Source organism: Tenacibaculum singaporense (assembly GCF_003867015.1).
Taxonomy (GTDB): Bacteria; Bacteroidota; Bacteroidia; order Flavobacteriales; family Flavobacteriaceae; genus Polaribacter; species Polaribacter singaporensis.
This window is the reverse complement of sequence record NZ_CP032548.1, coordinates 2,433,267-2,451,208: the sequence shown is the minus strand read 5'-3', so window position 1 is coordinate 2,451,208 and position 17,942 is coordinate 2,433,267. Positions and strand designations below refer to the sequence as shown.

Annotated in this window: 12 protein-coding genes; 7 read left to right on the top strand and 5 right to left on the bottom strand. The window is 32.0% G+C overall.

Annotation, left to right across the window (positions count from 1 at the left end; translation table 11 throughout):
* The first annotated feature begins 5 nt into the window (after positions 1 to 5).
* Together D6T69_RS10860 and D6T69_RS10855 are read left to right on the top strand one after the other, a co-directional pair.
* Positions 6 to 944 carry a PorP/SprF family type IX secretion system membrane protein gene (locus tag D6T69_RS10860; RefSeq protein ID WP_125067752.1) on the top strand — a complete coding sequence of 313 codons (939 nt, stop codon included), beginning with the start codon at positions 6 to 8 and terminating at the stop codon, positions 942 to 944.
* A gap of 11 nt (positions 945 to 955) precedes the next feature.
* Positions 956 to 2,833, top strand: a complete 1,878-nt coding sequence (locus D6T69_RS10855; RefSeq protein WP_125067751.1) for an OmpA family protein — start codon at positions 956 to 958, stop codon at positions 2,831 to 2,833.
* An 84-nt stretch (positions 2,834 to 2,917) separates the two neighbouring features.
* Here the strand turns inward: D6T69_RS10855 and D6T69_RS10850 are convergent, their stop codons facing one another.
* From D6T69_RS10850 to miaE, 3 genes are all read right to left on the bottom strand, one after another.
* Positions 2,918 to 3,409: a CAP domain-containing protein gene (locus D6T69_RS10850; RefSeq protein ID WP_164506718.1), complete on the bottom strand. Its 492-nt coding sequence runs from the start codon at positions 3,407 to 3,409 to the stop codon at positions 2,918 to 2,920.
* A gap of 111 nt (positions 3,410 to 3,520) precedes the next feature.
* Positions 3,521 to 3,958, bottom strand: a complete 438-nt coding sequence (locus D6T69_RS10845; RefSeq protein WP_125067750.1) for a DUF4268 domain-containing protein — start codon at positions 3,956 to 3,958, stop codon at positions 3,521 to 3,523.
* Positions 3,958 to 4,539, bottom strand: coding sequence for a tRNA-(ms[2]io[6]A)-hydroxylase (gene miaE / locus D6T69_RS10840; RefSeq protein ID WP_125067749.1), 582 nt, complete (start codon positions 4,537 to 4,539; stop codon positions 3,958 to 3,960). The genes D6T69_RS10845 and miaE overlap by 1 nt, the downstream gene beginning before the upstream one ends.
* Positions 4,540 to 4,793: 254 nt before the next feature.
* On the opposite strand from miaE, the gene D6T69_RS10835 reads away from it, so the two are divergent.
* The 4 genes from D6T69_RS10835 to D6T69_RS10825 all read left to right on the top strand — a co-directional run bounded on the left by D6T69_RS10835 (position 4,794) and on the right by D6T69_RS10825 (position 14,800).
* The gene (locus tag D6T69_RS10835) at positions 4,794 to 10,289 is read left to right on the top strand and encodes an alpha-2-macroglobulin family protein (RefSeq protein ID WP_240628302.1); all 5,496 of its coding nucleotides are present in this window, start codon (positions 4,794 to 4,796) and stop codon (positions 10,287 to 10,289) included.
* Positions 10,290 to 10,389: 100 nt separating this feature from the next.
* A complete protein-coding gene (locus D6T69_RS16000) occupies positions 10,390 to 10,566 on the top strand; it encodes a hypothetical protein (protein ID WP_164506717.1) in 177 nt (58 codons plus the stop codon).
* Between the two features lie 6 nt (positions 10,567 to 10,572).
* Complete coding sequence (gene pbpC, locus D6T69_RS10830; RefSeq protein ID WP_125067747.1) at positions 10,573 to 12,918, top strand: penicillin-binding protein 1C; 2,346 nt, start codon at positions 10,573 to 10,575, stop codon at positions 12,916 to 12,918.
* 58 nt (positions 12,919 to 12,976) lie between these two features.
* Positions 12,977 to 14,800, top strand: coding sequence for a cation:proton antiporter (locus D6T69_RS10825; protein WP_125067746.1), 1,824 nt, complete (start codon positions 12,977 to 12,979; stop codon positions 14,798 to 14,800).
* Here D6T69_RS10825 and dnaX read toward each other — a convergent pair.
* Entirely contained in the window at positions 14,789 to 16,492 is a 1,704-nt protein-coding gene (gene dnaX / locus D6T69_RS10820) for a DNA polymerase III subunit gamma/tau (RefSeq protein WP_125067745.1), read from the bottom strand. The genes D6T69_RS10825 and dnaX overlap by 12 nt on opposite strands.
* Before the next feature lie 144 nt (positions 16,493 to 16,636).
* Between dnaX and msrA the strand changes: the two genes are divergently transcribed.
* Positions 16,637 to 17,293 carry a peptide-methionine (S)-S-oxide reductase MsrA gene (msrA, locus tag D6T69_RS10815; RefSeq protein ID WP_125067744.1) on the top strand — a complete coding sequence of 219 codons (657 nt, stop codon included), beginning with the start codon at positions 16,637 to 16,639 and terminating at the stop codon, positions 17,291 to 17,293.
* An 83-nt stretch (positions 17,294 to 17,376) separates the two neighbouring features.
* On the opposite strand, the gene D6T69_RS10810 is transcribed toward msrA, so the two are convergent.
* Complete coding sequence (locus D6T69_RS10810; RefSeq protein ID WP_125067743.1) at positions 17,377 to 17,937, bottom strand: type 1 periplasmic binding fold superfamily protein; 561 nt, start codon at positions 17,935 to 17,937, stop codon at positions 17,377 to 17,379.
* Positions 17,938 to 17,942 lie beyond the last annotated feature (5 nt).

Here is a 17,942-nt window from a genome sequence, read left to right as displayed (position 1 = left end):
TAGCTATGAACCATAATTACAAACTATTACAAGCAGTTATTGTACTGTTTTTCACAACAGTTTTAACAGTTCAATCACAACAGCTACCACAATTCACACAGTATATGTACAATACAATTTCTATTAATCCAGCCTATGCAGGAAGTAGACAAGTGTTGAGTATTGTTGGATTGCATAGAAGTCAGTGGGCGGGATTAGATAGAGCACCAGAAACACAAACACTATCTATTCACACACCACTTAGAAATGATAAAATAGGATTAGGATTATCATTTATAAATGATCAATTAGGATATGAAAACTTTACCTATTTATATGGAGACTTTTCATATACCATTCAACTTAATGACGACGTTAAATTAGCCTTTGGACTTAAAGCAGGGTTTACTCAATACAATATTGATGATGCTTTGATAGCAGCCGAAGGATCAGATCCAGGAATTTCAGGAATTCAAAATAGATGGGAACCAAACATAGGTAGTGGATTGCTACTACATACCAACAAATGGTATGTAGGGCTTTCTGCCCCAAGGTTATTAAATATAGACCATAATGATTTAGAAATTAATGGAATTAATTACGGAGTTGTAGACAGAGTAAGTTATTACTTAACAGGAGGATATGTTTTTGATTTGAGTGATAATGTAAAATTTAAGCCAGCTACATTAATAAAAGCAACTAATGGAGCTCCGGTATCATATGATATCACAGCAAACTTTTTATTCAATGAAAAATTTTGGTTAGGAGGCTCATACAGGATAAATAAAGATACAGGAGCTTTAGGAGCTTTGGTAGATTTTCAAGTATCTCGTCAGTTTCGAATAGGTTACGCTTATGAGCACCCATTATCAGACATTAATCAGTATTCAAATGGAACACATGAAATATTGTTAATGTTTGAATTGCATAAAGTAAATAGAGTTAAATCTCCTAGATATTTTTAAAAAGCATAGTTATGAAGACAAAAATTACACTTTTAATCTTAATTTTTTCATTCTCTTATTCATTTTCTCAGAAAAGAGTAGCTGATAAGTTCTTTAGAGATTATGCTTATGTAAAAGCAGCTGAGTTTTATGAAAGTGCAGTGAAAAAAGGAGATAGTACCGCATATACATTAGCAAGACTTGGAGATTGTTATTATAATAACTCAGATTCAAAAAAAGCAGCCCATTGGTATCAATTAGCTGCAGAAAGTGAAGAAGGGTTAAGTAATGAAAATATTCATAGATACGTACAATCATTACGAAGTATTGGTGAATATGAAAAAGCAGATGAATGGCTACAAAAATTACCTGATGCTAAAGGAAGTTTATCGAAAGAAGATTATGAGAAACTCATGACTTTAAACAACGATACTATTAATATTTACAATCTAGAAGTTAATACCAAAAACTCTGATTTTGGACCTTATGTAACAGGAAATAAATTTGTTTTTTCATCAGCAAAAAATAATAATGGTAAAATTTATGAATGGAATAATGAGCCTTATTTAGATTTATATGAAGCAAAAATAAATGTAGAAAATGGAATAAAAACGATAGAAGATGTTGTACCGATTACATCTTCAAAAATTAACACAAGTTTTCATGAATCAAGTGTAGCTATTACAAAAGATGGAACTACCATGTACTTTACCAGAAATAACTTAAACAAAAGAGATAAGTTAGATTATGATAAAGAAGGGACTTCACATTTAAAAATATATAAAGCTACACTAGTAAATGGTCAGTGGGATAATATAGAAGAACCTTCGTTTAATGATGATATCTATTCAAGCGGACATCCAGCCTTGAGTCCAGATGAAAAAACACTATATTTTACGTCAGATAGACCTGGAGGTTATGGTTTTACGGATATTTATAAGGTAGCCATTTTACCTGATGGAACTTATGGAGACCCTGTAAATATGGGAGATAAGATTAATACCATTGGTAGAGAAATGTTTCCTTATGTAGCAAAAGATTATACGCTATATTTTTCTTCAGATGGATATGCAAATTTAGGATTGTTAGATATTTATAAGTCAAGTTTATTAAATAACAATTCATCAGAAGTAAAAAACTTAGGAGCACCTTTTAATAGTGGTTATGATGATTTTGCCTTCTTTTTAAATGAAGATAATAAAACTGGGTATTTTTCATCAAATAGGCCAGGAGGAAAGGGGCATGATGACATATATAGTTTCGAAAAATGTAAGCAGTTTATTTCAGGAAAAGTATTTGATAAAAGAACAAATGAACTGTTATCAGATGCGCTAGTAGAATTAGTTGATACTACAGGAAAAGTAGTAGAAACAATTACTACAAAAGAGGATGGTTCATACTTTTTTGAAGTTAACTGTGGGAAGAAATACGTTCTTAGAGGTTCAAAAAATGATTATAAAGATGATTTAAAAGATGTATTAACGACAAATGAAGATAATAAAAATATAAAGATAGACTTGTATTTGACACCATTAATTATAGGTAACGAAATAGTGATAGACCCTATATTTTTTGATTTTGATAAGTGGAATATTCGACCAGACGCAGCCTATGAGCTAGAACATATAGTACGTGTGTTAAAAAATCATCCGAAAATGATTATTAAAATTGAAGCTCACACCGATAGTAGGGGAAGTGATAGTTATAATGAAACTTTATCAGATAAGAGAGCTAAATCTACTAGAGATTATATTTTCTCAAGAGGTATAGATACCAATAGGATAGAAAGCGCTATTGGTTACGGAGAAAAGCAATTAGTAAACAAATGTTCTAATGGTGTTCCTTGTACAGAAGAGGAACATCAAGAAAACCGACGATCAAAATTTATAATTACGAATGATTATAAATAGTAAAATAAGTAATTAGTCTCCCGTAGAGTAGTTTTCTTTAGCCCCGATTCAATGCGCATATTGGATTGGGGTTATTTAATTTCACTATTTCTTTACAAAAATATTAGTGTAATACCACTTACCGTTAGCACTTTTTTCAGCAGTAACTTCAAAGTGAGTATAATCACCTTCAATATTTTCTCTGTGCCCATCGCTTTTAATCCAAGCATTAACTACAGCTTCTGCGGTAGAATAACCATAAGCTACATTTTCACCTACTTTAACAGCATCAGCATTTTCAGCTAAATACTCTTTACGTTGGTAAAAAAAGTCGTGTGAAACCTCGTCTTTCTCAATCATATAGTTAGTATGATTGCTTGTTTGTGACTTAATAGTTTGTAACTTGCTTAGTGAAGAAAAGCCATTATTAACTCTATAAGTGTTAATTAGGTCTAAGATGTCTGCTTCTATCGGTTTTTCATTGATGCTAGCTGACATTTCTGGGGTACTGTCAATTATCTCGGCTTCGTTAGAAGAGCAAGATGTTATTATTAGTGCACAAAACAGCACCAATAACTTGAGGGGGTAGTTATTCATGATTATAGGGGTTAAGGGGTTAATCAAAAACGTTGTAAAGATATAACGAAAACTTAATATAAAACAAGTTAATAATGTGTGTTTTATATAAAAAGGGGCTTTTTCCTGTGACTAGATAGCCTGTTTTATAAAGTCTTCATACTCATAAAAAAACAATTCAAACTGTGTCATAGCTTCAACATAAAACTCATAACAATCTCGCCAAGTATCTTTATTATGAATACTGAATTTTTTATCAAAAGGGACGTAAATTCTACGAATAATCTTGTGATTATCTAGCTCAAAGTTATCGTCAAATATAACTTCAGGTAAATATTCACTTTCCAGTATTTTTTTTAAAGAAAGTAGCTGATCATAAAGTAGTTCATTGGCTATTTCTTCAGGATGTTCAAAATCTAAACAAACGGAAGCTTTTTTTCTATCCGCTTGAAACTTAAAAGCAAACCCTTTTATTTTGGTATTGTATAACAACCATTTTCTTGGAAAAGACTTACCAAAACTTGTCCAAAACTCTTTGCGTAAACGAGCAGATTCTTCTTTGCTAAACACTATCCGTGAACTTTTGCAGTTTTACCTCTTTCTCGCATCATTTCGGCTTCGAAAGCCAATAAATCTTCCCATTTTTTATCAACGATTTCACGATCCATATACTTACGGGCATACCCTAAAAATAAGGTGTAATGATTTGCTTCAGAAACCATTAAATCCAAATAAAATTTAGATAATTGTTCATCTTCCATATTATCAGCAAAAACCTTAAAACGCTCACAACTACGTGCCTCTATCAAAGCAGCAACTAAAAGTCGATGAATTAAAGCTTCAGTTCTATTTCCGGTATGTGGGAAGAATTTTTGCAATTTTAAAGCATAGTCATTTTTAGTAGCTTGTCCTAAAACCATACCCCGCTCTATCATTATGTTATGTACCATTCTAAAATGTTCCATTTCTTCAATGGCAATATCACTCATATCTTTAACAAGTTCAGTTTCTTCAGAGTAATTGATAATAATTGACACAGCATTTGAAGCAGCTTTTTGTTCAGCAAAAGCATGATCTGTTAATAGTTGTTCTAATCCATTTTTAGCAACTTCAACCCATGAAGTTTCTGTGTCAAATTGTAATCCAAGCATAATGTGTAATTGAGGTTGTAAAAGTAAAAAATATAAGCGCTAATTGCATAATAAATACCCTAAAAATGGTAAATTTGCTACCAAAAAAATCTCTTAAGAAAATTGCTTAAAAAATATTGATTCGAGTTACGAATACTAAATGAATTGCTACAAATTCTAAATAGATAATCTTTTAAAAATATTTTTCAGTAGTTTTAGATACAATAGAGAAAGATAAAACTTCTAAGGAAATGAAATTACAGTTACTAAAAAAAATGAGAAAAATTATTGGCGTTTTTGCACTAATCTTTTTAATGGTTATTGCTAATTCGTGTAAAAAAGCAGTTACTACAGAAAGTAATGTAAATGAGTTTGGAGAGTATATTAGTGTTTTTCCTGATAAACTAATATCGGTAACCCCAAATTTAAAGTTTGTATTAAAAAAGAAAATAACAACAAACTTTGAGGCAACTGAAGTTATTACTACCAAACCTGCTATAAAAGGAGAAGTAGTTTTAAATGATAATGAGTTAGTTTTTGTACCTGCAGAAAAATTAAAAAGTAATCAAGAATACTTAATAACGCTTCACTTATCAAAATTATACGAAGATATTGATGAAAATTTAGAGAATTTTACAGTAAATGTAAAAACTAAAGAGTTACTATTTAACGTTTCCTTACAATCTCCGACGGTATATAATAAAAACTTATATGCAGTTGAGGGAGAGTTGACAGCTAGTGATATTATTGAAACAGACAAAATACCATCTTTAGTAAAAGCGACTTATAATGGAAAGACAAAGCCTATAAAGTTTAGTACTGTAGGAAAAGTAAGTTCTAAAGTCTATTTTAAAATAGATAGTATACAACGTTTTGAAGATGATAAACAATTAAAAGTAGAGTGGACAGGAGCTCCAGTACAATCAGAATCTAAAGGGAGTAGAGAAGTAACGATAACAGGGAAAAACAACTTTAAAGTATTAAGTGTAGAAGTTGTTGATACAGATAAGCAACATATTGAAATAAACTTTTCAGACCCATTACAAAAATCACAAAACTTAAAAGGATTAATTCAGTTTTTAAACACTCAAAAAAGAGCTTTCACTTATAAGATAAAAAGCAATAAAGTAACTGTATATCCTAAATCATCATTTACACAAAAAGTAGATATAGAAATATTCAAAGGAATAAAGAGTGCAGATGGTTATACTTTAAAAGAAAATACAATTAAAACAGTGTATTTTGAAGAATTAAAACCTGCTGTAAAGTTTATAAAAAGCGGATCAATACTTCCAAATTCTAATAACTTAAAAATAAACTTTAGTGCTGTAAATTTAAAAGCCGTAGATGCAACTGTTTATAAAATTTATAAAGAGAATGTACTACAGTTTTTACAGTATAATGATTTAAGTAACCAAGGAAACTTACGTTACGTAGGTCGTCCAGTAGCAAAATACACGGTAAACCTAGGCAATCAAGGATTAGATTTAAGTAAAGAAAATGCTTTTGCTATTGATTTGGCAGATATAGTAAAAGTGGAGAATGGAGCAATGTATAGAGTTGAGTTTTCATTCAATAAAGACTATTCAAATTATAAATGTGCTGAAGGTGTTTCAACCAAAACTATAGTTTTTGGGAAAAAAGAAATAGATACTAAAAGTTATGATAATCCTAATTATTATGATGACTATTATTATGATTATAGTTGGAGAGATAGAGAAAATCCTTGTACAACATCATACTACTACAATAAAAATATTAGCACAAACATTTTAGCTACAAATATTGGTGTTATAGTTAAAAAGGGAAACAATAATAAAATAGTAGTAGCAGTTACGGATATACTTACCACTGACGTTATTGAAGGCGCTAAAGTAACTTTATACAATTTACAAAAACAACCAGTTACATCAGCAGCTACAAATAAAGAAGGAATTGTTTCTTTTTCTGATATTACTAATGCCTTTTTTGCAGTAGTTACTAAAAACAACAATACAACTTATGTGAAATTGAAAGACGGTGAAGCGCTTTCAATGAGTAAGTTTGATGTTTCTGGAGTGAAATTACAAGAAGGAATTAAAGGATATATTTATGGAGAGCGTGGAGTGTGGCGACCAGGAGACCAACTATTTTTAACTTTTGTTTTAAATGATAATGCGAATCCAATTCCAGAGGAACACCCAATAAAATTTGAATTAATAAATCCGCAAGGAAAAATAATCGATAGAAAAGTACTTCCAAAAAAATCAAACAATGTATACACATACGCTCCTACAACAAACCCAGAAGCTATTACTGGGAATTGGAAGTTACGTGTAAGTGTTGGTGGAGCTGTTTTCAACAAAACATTAAAAGTTGAAACTATCAAACCGAATCGATTAAAGATTAAACTAGCTACAGATGCAGAGTTTATCAAAGCAAATTCAACTATTACAGGAAATGTAGAAGTAAAATGGTTACATGGAGCAATAGCAAGAGGATTAAAGTTAGATATCAACGGAAAATTCTCACAAACCAATACGGAGTTTTCAAAATTCAAAAACTATAATTTTGATGATGTAACTCGTCGATTTGGAACAGAAGAGTTTAAAGTACTAAAAGGAAGTTTAAGTAGCGAAGGAACTACTAAGTTCTCGGTAAAACCTAAATTAGATAGTAAAGCTCCAGGAATGTTAAGAGCGAGTTTTATTACAAAAGTGTATGAAAATGGAGGAGACTTTAGTACAGATGTATTTTCTAATAAAGTGTCACCGTATACTTCGTATGCAGGGTTACAAGATGCTGAAGAACCACAATCTAAAAACTATTTATTTACAGATGAAAACTATACATTTAATGTAGCTTCAGTAAACGAAGAAGGAGTAGGAATAGCAAATACTTTAGAAGTAAATGTATATAAATTATCATGGCGTTGGTGGTGGAGTACTTCTGATAATGGATTGTCTAGTTATGATGGTACACGTTACCATGAGCCGTATAAAAAACTGAAAGTAACAACAAATGCAAGTGGTAAAGGAACTTTTAAATTAAAGGTTGATGAAAACGATTGGGGACGTTACTTGATAAAAGTAAAAGACTCAAAAAGTAAGCACGTTACCTCAAATGTAGTGTATTTTGATTGGCCTTCTTGGTATGCTAAGAAAAAAGGAAATCAAGATAAGAGTAACGCTACGATGCTGATATTTACAACCGATAAAGAATCGTATGAAGTAGATGAAAAAGCAACTGTGAAGTTTCCGTCTTCAGAAGGAGGAAAAGCGTTTATTACCATAGAAAACGGAACAGAAGTATTAGATCATTTCTGGATACCAACACAAGCACAACAAACATCGTTTAGTTTCCCAGTAAAAGCGAGTTATACACCAAATGTATTTGTAAACATTTCATTGTTACAAAAACATAGTCAAACAGTAAACGATTTACCAATTCGTATGTACGGTTCAATACCAATGTTGGTACATAATCCTGCAACCAAATTAGAACCAAAAATTCAGTTAGCGGACGAGTTAAGACCAGAATCAACAGCTACCATTCGAGTAAAAGAAGAAAAAGGTAGGGCGATGACTTATACCATTGCACTGGTAGATGAAGGTTTGTTAGATTTAACACGTTTTAAGACACCAAACCCTTGGGGAGTGTTCTATGCACGTCAGTCTTTAGGAGTAAAAACATGGGATATTTTTGATGACGTTATTGGTGCTTACGGTGGAAAAGTAAATCAAATATTAAGTATTGGAGGAGATGAAGCAGAGGCAGGAAGTAAAAACCGAAAAGCGAATCGATTCAAACCAATGGTTGCGTATTTAGGCCCTTTCGATTTAGAAAAAGGAGACAGTAAGGAACATAAAATAAAAATACCTAAATATGTAGGATCTGTTCGAGCTATGGTGGTGGCTACTGATACTAAAAAAGATGCGTACGGTAGCGATGAAAAAACAGCTTTTGTACGAAAACCAGTAATGATTTTAGCATCATTGCCTCGTAAAATAACACCACAAGAAACTGTTACCTTACCAGTTACTGTTTTTGCAATGAAACCAAACATTAAAAATGTAAAAGTTACAGTACAACCAAACGAAGCATATACTATTGTAGGAGATAAAACGCAAACCGTTTCATTTAGTCAGCCAGATGAAAAAATGGCGTATTTCACCTTGAAAGTAAATGATTTTAAAGGAATTGGCAAAGTAAAAATAGACGCAAGTTCAGGAAGAGAAAAAGCATCTTACGAAGTAGAAATAGATGTGTTAAATCCAAATCCAGTAACTACTGAAGTAAAAGATGTCGTATTGAAATCTAATGAAGTAGGGGAGATTAACTTTACAAGTTTTGGTACTAAAGGAACGAACGCAGCTACGTTAGAGTTATCAACCTTACCACCAATGAACTTTACCAAGCGTTTGGGATACTTAATTCGTTATCCACATGGTTGTGTAGAGCAAACTACGTCAAGTGCCTTTCCACAATTATTTTTACCAGAATTATTTGAATTATCAAAAGAAAAGATAGCTTCAACAGAAAGAAATATAAAAGCAGCAATTCAACGTTTATCAGATTTCCAATTATCTAATGGAGGATTGTCGTACTGGCAAGGAAATAGTACCGCGGATAGTTGGGGAACGTCTTATGCAGGTCATTTTATGATAGTAGCAGAGAAGAAAGGATATGTGTTACCTATTGGATTCAAATCAAAATGGATAGGATATCAAAAGCAACAAGCACGTAATTGGAGAAATAACTCACGTTATTACAACAACTCTTTATCACAAGCATATAGGTTATACACGTTAAGCTTAGCAAATAGTCCTGATTTAGCATCAATGAACCGTTTACGAGAATCAATGGGAGTTTCAGATGAAGCAAAAATGAGATTAGCAAGTGCGTATGCTTTAATAGGTAAAAAGGCTATTGCAAAATCTATTTTAAAAGGAATAACCGGTTATACCCATACAAAACGATATTATTCAAACTATGGTTCTGAAACTAGAAACAAAGCAATGTCGTTAGAAACCTATATGTTGTTGGACGATGAAACAAAATCAATAAAATTAGCAAAAGAAATTGCTGAAAATCTATCAAGCGAGCGTTGGATGAGTACACAAACTACAGCCTATAGTTTGTTGGCAATGAGCCAATATGCTATGAAAAATGGAGGTAGTGACGGAATTAACGCAAGTTATATCTTAAATAAGGCTTCAGGAAAAGCAAATACTTCAAAATCGCTGTTAGCAAAAGATTTAATAGCTATTCAAAAAGAAAATTCATTAAAAATAACCAACAAAAACAATGGTGTTTTATATGTACGTATACTAAACAAAGGAATTTTGCCAGTAGGTGAAGAAAAAGTATTCCAAAAGAATTTAGAAACCACTATTACATACAAAACAAAAGATGGGGCTCGTATTACTCCAGATAACTTGTCACAAGGAACCAACTTTGTAGCTGAAGTTACAGTAAAGAATCCAACAAGTGAAACGATTGAAAATGTAGCATTAACGCAATACATTCCTTCAGGGTGGGAAATCGTGAATACACGTTTTACTGATTTTGGAAACAATACAACATCTTCAAAAGTAGATTATACTGATATACGAGATGCAAGTATCAGTAACTACTTTACCTTGAAGAAGTACGAAACCAAAACATTTAGAGTATTAGTGAATGCTTCGTATTTAGGTGAATATTATTTACCAGGAGTACAGGTAGAAGCAATGTATGACAACGATTATATAGCTCGTACTAAAGGACAGTGGATTAAAGTAATAAAATAAATAATTCAATAACAATATTCTTTCGCGAAGAATGGACACAAACCTTGAGTGTCTCTAAAAGTTCAAGGATTTAATTACAGTTTTAAATCTTAGTAGTATCATGAAAAAAGAGTTTTTAAAAACAGGAAAATTTTTAAATAGAAAAGAACAAAAATCTATTGTAGGTGGTGGTTACGAATGTGGCTTAGTTTTTGATGAAACACAGTGTGAGGAATTTTGGGCATTACCTCCAGAATATCAGGCTTGTAGTGATGTTCATGCTGATTGTGTTTCATAAAAAGAAATGTTACCACTGATAAAGAAAAATAAAATTAAAGCAATCATCACAGTTTTTGTGGTGATTGCTTATTATTTCAGCCTACCTAAAAAATTATTTGAAACACCTACGTCAACAGTTGTTACTGCAAAAAACAACGAATTATTAGGAGCTGTAATAGCTAGCGATGGTCAGTGGAGATTTCCTGAGTTAGACTCTGTGCCTAGAAAATTCGAACATTGTATTTTACAATTTGAAGACGCTTATTTCTATAAGCATTTCGGGTTCAATCCTATCTCTATAGGAAAAGCAATGATAGAAAATATCAAAGCGAAAAGAGTTGTACGAGGAGGAAGCACATTGACACAGCAAGTAATTCGCTTATCAAGAAAGAATAAAAAACGCTCATATTTTGAAAAGCTACAAGAATTAATACTAGCGACTCGATTAGAATTTCGTCACTCAAAAAAAGAAATTTTAAACCTCTATGCATCTCATGCTCCCTATGGAGGAAATGTTGTTGGATTAGAAATGGCTTCGTGGCGTTATTTTGGTTTAAAGCCGCATCAATTGTCATGGGCAGAAACAGCAACTCTAGCTGTATTGCCCAATGCTCCTTCATTGATTTATCCGGGAAAAAATCAACAAAAACTAAAAAACAAGAGAAATAGATTATTACAAAAATTACATGAAGAAGGAGTTATAGATCAAATAACGTATGATTTAGCGATTGAAGAAGAGTTACCACAAAAACCATATCCGTTACCTACAGTAGCACCACATTTTGTGCAAGAAGTAACTAAACAGTATAGAGAACAACGTGTAAAAAGTTCTATTGATATTCATTTACAAAGGCAAGTAAATAATTTAGTAAAGCAGCATTATTTCCGTCAGAAACAAAATGAAGTCTACAATATGGCGGTATTGGTGTTAGATGTTAAAACAAGAAAAGTACTGTCTTATGTAGGGAATTCTCCAACCGATAAAGCACATCAAAAAGATGTGAACAATATTATTGCTCCAAGGAGTACAGGAAGTACTCTAAAGCCTTTTTTATATGCGCAAATGCTGCAATCGGGAGATTTACTACCCAATCAATTAGTCGCAGATGTACCAACAGAAATTGCAGGATATTCACCAAAAAACTTCAATTTAACTTTTGATGGAGCAGTTCCTGCGAACGAAGCATTAACACGTTCACTGAACATTCCTTCAGTACGCATGTTACAGCGATACGGATTGGAAAAATTTAGAGAAGATTTAAAAGCATATCATATTAAAGATATTAATAAATCAGCAGATTATTATGGACTTTCATTAATTTTAGGAGGAGCAGAAGCCAGTTTATGGGATTTATGTAAAACCTTTGCTGGATATGCAGGAATTGTAAATCACTATGAAGAACTAAAACATAAGTATTACCAAAATGAGTTCATAGAACCTAGTTTTTTGTTTGAAGGAACTCCAAATTTTGGTAAGATTCAAAAAGATTACACAATTTTAGATGCTGGTGCTACATTCTTAACACTAAACACTTTGATTGAGGTAAATAGACCTTATACAGATCAGGCTTGGAAATATTATGATTCGTCTCAAAAAATAGCGTGGAAAACAGGAACCAGTTTTGGAAATAAAGATGCTTGGGCAGTTGGAGTAACCCCAAATTATGTAGTAGGAGTATGGATAGGAAATTCTGATGGAGAGGGACGTCCAGATCTTACAGGAGTTGGAAGTGCAGCTCCATTAATGTTTAATGTTTTTGATGTGTTACCAAAATCTAATTGGTTTTTAGAACCTTATGAAGATTTAATAGAAGCTGCTATTTGTGAGAAAAGTGGATTTTTAGCCAAAACAATTTGTCCTTCAGTAGTAACCAAAAGAGTTCAAAAAAGTGCAATGAAGGCTAAATCATGTCCATATCATCAAGAAATAACGGTAGATATATCTGAAAAATTTAGAGTAAACTCAAATTGCGAATCAATTTCGAACATGGTAACAAAACCATGGTTTGTATTACCCCCTCTAATGGCTTATTATTATCAGCAGAATAATGCAGATTACAGGTCACTTCCAAAGTATAGAACAGATTGTAACCAGTTGGAAAGCAATACAATGGATTTTGTTTTTCCTGCTAAATACACCTCAAAAATATCGTTAACAAGAGGAGAAAATAATAAGTTAAACCCTATAATTTTAAAGCTTACACATGCTAATGCAGAAGCAAAAGTATATTGGTATTTAAATAAACAATTTATAGGTATAACAGAGCAATATCACGAACAAGCTGTTATGCCAAAAAAAGGAGTTCATACAATAACTGTTATAGATGATTTTGGTAATGAGCTAAAGAGAATTATTGAGGTAAAAAATTAAATAAATATAAATACGGTTTAATTAAAAGCTGTATTTTTAGTCTTTTTAAAAATAAAATATGTTAGAACTAGCAGGGATAATTATACTTGGAATTTTAGCACAATGGGTAGCTTGGAGGTTTAAAATTCCAGCAATTTTACCTTTAATCTTAATAGGATTACTTGTAGGACCTATTGCAGCAGAATTTTTTAATGATGATGGAAGTAAATGGATAGAACCTATTTGGGATGGTGAAAAAGGACTATTTCCTGGAGATGGACTGTACTATTTTGTGTCATTATCTATTAGTATTATTCTTTTTGAAGGAGGTTTAACCTTACGACGCGGAGAAATAAAAAATATAGGTCCTGTTATTACCAAATTAATAACTTTAGGATCAGCAGTTACCTTTTTTGGAGGAGCTATAATTGCTCATTATGTGTTTGGATTAGGATGGGAGTTATCATTCTTGTTTTCTGGATTAATAATCGTTACAGGACCTACAGTAATAACACCAATTCTTAGAAATATACCGCTTAAAAAAGATGTCTCAGCAGTTTTAAAATGGGAGGGAATATTAATAGATCCTATTGGAGCATTAGTAGCCGTACTTGTTTTTGAATTTATAAGTGTAGGTGGAGGTGCTGGGTTTACAGGAACCGCTTTGTTAGAATTCTTAAAAATTATCCTTTTTGGAACCACTTTCGGGTTCACTTTCGCGCATGCTTTAATATTTGTAATCAATAAAAAATGGGTGCCACATTACTTATTAAATGTAGTTTCTTTATCTACTGTTTTATTAGTGTTTGTAGAATCTGAATTATTTGCTCATGAATCAGGATTATTAGCTGTTGTGGTTATGGGAATGGTACTAGGAAATAGTAAACTGAAGAACTTAAAAGAAATTCTATATTTTAAAGAGTCATTAAGTGTTTTATTAATCTCTATTCTATTTATTTTATTATCAGCAAATATTGATTATAAAGAATTAACGCTATTATATGAGTGGAAAACATTGCTTTTATTTGCTTTAATTGTGTTTGTGATACGTCCATTAGCAGTATTCTTAAGTACCTCAAAATCTAATTTAAAAACTAACGAAAAACTATTTATTAGTTGGGTAGGACCAAGAGGTATTGTAGCAGCAGGTATTGCTTCGTTATTTGGAAGTAAACTGCTAAAGCAAGGAATTGAAGGAGCAGAATATATTACTCCTTTAGTATTTATGGTAGTGTTAGGAACTGTTTTGTTAAATGCAACCACAGCAAGATTGTTTTCTAAGCTGGTAGGAGTGTTTTTAGAGCGTTCTAATGCAATTATGATCGTTGGAGCTTCTGACTTAGCAAGAATGATTGCGAAGTACTTAAAAGAGAACAAAAGGAGGGTAGTATTAATAGATTCTAATATTGAAAATGTAGAAAAAGCCAAAGAAGAAGGGTTAGAATCAATTGAAGTAAATATTTATGATGATGAGTTAACTGATAATATTGAATTAAATGATGTAGGGTACTTAATTGCAATGACAGGAAGTGATTCAATAAACAAGTTTGTAATCTCTAATTTCTCCTCAATTTTTGGAGAGCAAGGAGCTTATCGTTTAGCAACTTCACAAGAAGTTATTACGAAGGATTATGAAGATGAAGATCACTTGTTTACAATAGAAGACGATTATATTAACTTGATGGAAGCTGTAAGAGAGTTCCCTGAAATTCACGAGACAGTAGTCAATTCCATTGATGATTATAAGAAAAAGATTGAAGAAATTAATAGAGATCAAAAATCGATTCCAATTTTTGTTAAGAGCCAAAAGAATGAAATTCTATTAATTTCAGAATTTGAGAAAAACGTCAAGAAAATAGAAGATTGGAAGTTAGTTTATGTAGGGAAGAATTTAAACATCTAACCCAAAAGTATTTTTTAACTTTTCAATTAACGGATTTTTTTCTTTCAGTTTGTCATACTTCTCTTGAGGAGTATAGGCAAACTTTTTTTCTACAGTTTCATTTACAATAACATTAATTTGGATACCATAGTTATTTAATTTTTCTCGTAAAAAACGTAATAACTTAGGTTTTCCTTTTTCAAGTTGAGACTTCATTAAGTCATTAGGCAACGAAAAAACAATAGTAAAATCTTCCTGTAATTTAGGTTCATCAGAAGCTAAAATGGCAGCGATACTTCGCTCTCCAAAACCTTGTAATTGGAAATAATATTTTTTCCAAGCATCTTTTAACTCATCTTGAGTAAAAGGAGTCCTTGGGTGATTGTCGTAGTTTTCCTCTACATCAATAGTACTTTTTACTTCTTTCTTTTGTTGTAAACTCTTTAGAGATAAAGCAGAAGTACGTCGTTTAATATTTTTTAAAACTGGTTTAGCAGGAACCTCTTCTTTTATAGCTGTAGTAGTTACTGGGACAGGTTCAGCTTTTTTAGGAGTTTTTGCAAAAACAGGTTTCACTTCAGTCTTTTTAACAGAAGGAGATAAAGAGGTAAAAAAAGTAGCAGGAATTATGTAGTTGCTAGATTTTTTTTTTGCTCCATCAAAAGTGATAGAGGCAATTTGCATTAAAGTAAGTTCTACCAATAAGCGTTGGTTTTTACTTCCTCGATATTTCAAGTCGCAATCATTAGCCTTGTCTATAGCAGGGAGTAAAAATTGCATACTAGCTTTTGATGCCTGTTCTAAGTATTTTTTCTTAGTGTTATCACCAACCTCTAGTAAAGCTATAGTAGCTTGATCTTTTGCAACTAACAAATCTCTAAAGTGAGAAGCTAGACCGTTTATAAAATGATGTCCCTCAAAACCTTTTCCTAACACATCATTAAAAGCTATTAATACTTCTGGAATTTTATTCTGAAGTAATAAATCGGTAATGTTAAAATACACATCGTAGTCTAACACATTTAAGTTTTGAGTAACAGCCTCACGTGTTAAGTTATTTCCTGAGAAACTTACAACTCTATCAAAAATAGAAAGCGCATCACGCATTGCACCGTCAGCTTTTTGGGCAATTACATGTAATGCATCATCTTCAGCAGTAATATTTTCCTTAGCACAAATTGTTTTTAAATACTCTTTAGCATCTAAAACACCTATACGTTTAAAATCAAAAATTTGACAACGAGATAATATCGTTGGTATAATTTTATGTTTTTCAGTAGTTGCTAAAATAAAAATAGCGTGTGCAGGTGGTTCTTCTAAGGTTTTTAAAAAGGCATTAAAAGCAGCTTGTGAAAGCATGTGCACCTCATCAATAATATACACTTTGTACTTTCCTGTTTGAGGTGGAATACGAACTTGATCTGTTAAATTACGAATATCATCAACCGAGTTGTTAGAAGCCGCATCTAATTCAAAAATATTAAAAGCAAAATCTTCATCATCTGTAGTTGCATCTTCTTGGTTAATACGCTTAGCCAAGATACGAGCACACGATGTTTTACCAACTCCACGAGGTCCTGTAAACAATAAAGCCTGAGCTAAATGGTTGTTTTGTATAGCATTTTCTAACGTATTGGTAATGGCTTGTTGCCCTACCACATCTTCAAAATTTTGAGGACGATATTTACGTGCCGATACTATAAAATGTTCCATTAAAATCTACTGTTTACTTGAACAAAAATAGAAAACACAGTGGCAACACGCAAACAAAATTCTTAAGGAAATATTAAAGTTGTAAACAATTGTAAAAATTGTATTCTTTGTACGACCAACTAACATATAAATAATAGGAATTATATGAAGATATTCAAGGGAGTAACAGTATTTACAGCTGTTGTTTTAGCGGTAACGTTATTAAGTTTCTCACAAAAAAAAGAAGAAAAACTAAAAGAGGTATCAGTAGAAACAAGCTCAGAAACAAAAGTAGCTTACTTTGCAAGTGGTTGTTTTTGGTGTGTTGAAGCAATTTTTGAAAGTGTGAATGGAGTAGAGGAAGCTGTATCAGGATATGCAGGAGGACATACTAAAAACCCGACCTATAAAACGATTGGAACTGGTAGAACAGGACATGCTGAATCGGTAGCAGTGTATTATAATCCGAAAAAAGTTAGTTTCCAAACATTAGTAACGGTGTTTTTTGGTTCACACGATCCAACCACTAAAAACGGACAACATCCCGACTATGGTTCGCAGTATCGTTCAATAGCGTTCTATAAAACACAAGAAGAAAAACAGATAATAGAAAATACTATTAAAAAGTTAAACGAAGATATGTATCATGGGAAAATAGTTACAGAGGTTAAAAAGATGGAGAAGTTTTATCCTGCGGAAGAGTATCATCAAAACTATGAGCGTTTGCACCCAGAGAATCCGTATGTGCAAAAAGTATCAATTCCTCGATTAAACCGGTTTAAACGTAAGTTTCCGGAATTGCTAAAAAAGGAAAAGCATTAAAAACTTTATTAAGTTAAAGTTTGTTTATATAAAAAGGAAACTCCCCAAACAGGGGAGTTTCTTATATTTTAGTTTCAATTTTATTACTCAACAGTAATAGGGAAGCTCACCTGAATATCTGTTTCTCCACCAGCATTTGTAATATCTCCTTCTTTTACTCCAGAAGCTCCTTTATTTGGTTCATGTCTTAAAGTAACGATATAAGTACCAGTTCCAGCACTTCCTGTAGCAATGGTAAAGTTAATACCTACAGGATTTCCATTTGAGTCATTTGCTCCAGCATAAGTAAAAGTACTTGTTAAACCTGTTTGGCTATAAAAAAACTGGTGCTCATCTGCTTCTTCAGCAACTTCTTCAGTAATATTTTCAGCAGGGCTTTCCAATTCATTTAACAACGTTATTACAGCATTGTAAGTTGTGTTAGCAGCTAAAGTACCACCAGTAACAACAGGAGCTGTAGGACCATCTCCGTCAGCATCTTTACTTTGTAAAGTTACTTTATCACCACCACCATTTGGGGTTAATTCAATAGTCATTGTTGTAATAACTTCGTCTTCATTAATAACTACTGGATCATCATCTGAACAAGAGGTAATAGTGATTGCAGAAATAAATAATACGGCTAATAATTTAATATGTTTCATTTTTT

What these genes read in the sequence shown, in the direction of transcription:
- dnaX (WP_125067745.1), bottom strand. Translation starts at nt 16,492, where the DNA reads ATGGAACATTTTATAGTATCGGCACGTAAATATCGTCCTCAAAATTTT.
- D6T69_RS10850 (WP_164506718.1), bottom strand. Translation starts at nt 3,409, where the DNA reads ATGAATAACTACCCCCTCAAGTTATTGGTGCTGTTTTGTGCACTAATA.
- pbpC (WP_125067747.1), top strand. Translation starts at nt 10,573, where the DNA reads ATGTTACCACTGATAAAGAAAAATAAAATTAAAGCAATCATCACAGTT.
- D6T69_RS10860 (WP_125067752.1), top strand. Translation starts at nt 6, where the DNA reads ATGAACCATAATTACAAACTATTACAAGCAGTTATTGTACTGTTTTTC.
- D6T69_RS10825 (WP_125067746.1), top strand. Translation starts at nt 12,977, where the DNA reads ATGTTAGAACTAGCAGGGATAATTATACTTGGAATTTTAGCACAATGG.
- miaE (WP_125067749.1), bottom strand. Translation starts at nt 4,539, where the DNA reads ATGCTTGGATTACAATTTGACACAGAAACTTCATGGGTTGAAGTTGCT.
- D6T69_RS10835 (WP_240628302.1), top strand. Translation starts at nt 4,794, where the DNA reads ATGAGAAAAATTATTGGCGTTTTTGCACTAATCTTTTTAATGGTTATT.
- D6T69_RS16000 (WP_164506717.1), top strand. Translation starts at nt 10,390, where the DNA reads ATGAAAAAAGAGTTTTTAAAAACAGGAAAATTTTTAAATAGAAAAGAA.
- msrA (WP_125067744.1), top strand. Translation starts at nt 16,637, where the DNA reads ATGAAGATATTCAAGGGAGTAACAGTATTTACAGCTGTTGTTTTAGCG.
- D6T69_RS10855 (WP_125067751.1), top strand. Translation starts at nt 956, where the DNA reads ATGAAGACAAAAATTACACTTTTAATCTTAATTTTTTCATTCTCTTAT.
- D6T69_RS10810 (WP_125067743.1), bottom strand. Translation starts at nt 17,937, where the DNA reads ATGAAACATATTAAATTATTAGCCGTATTATTTATTTCTGCAATCACT.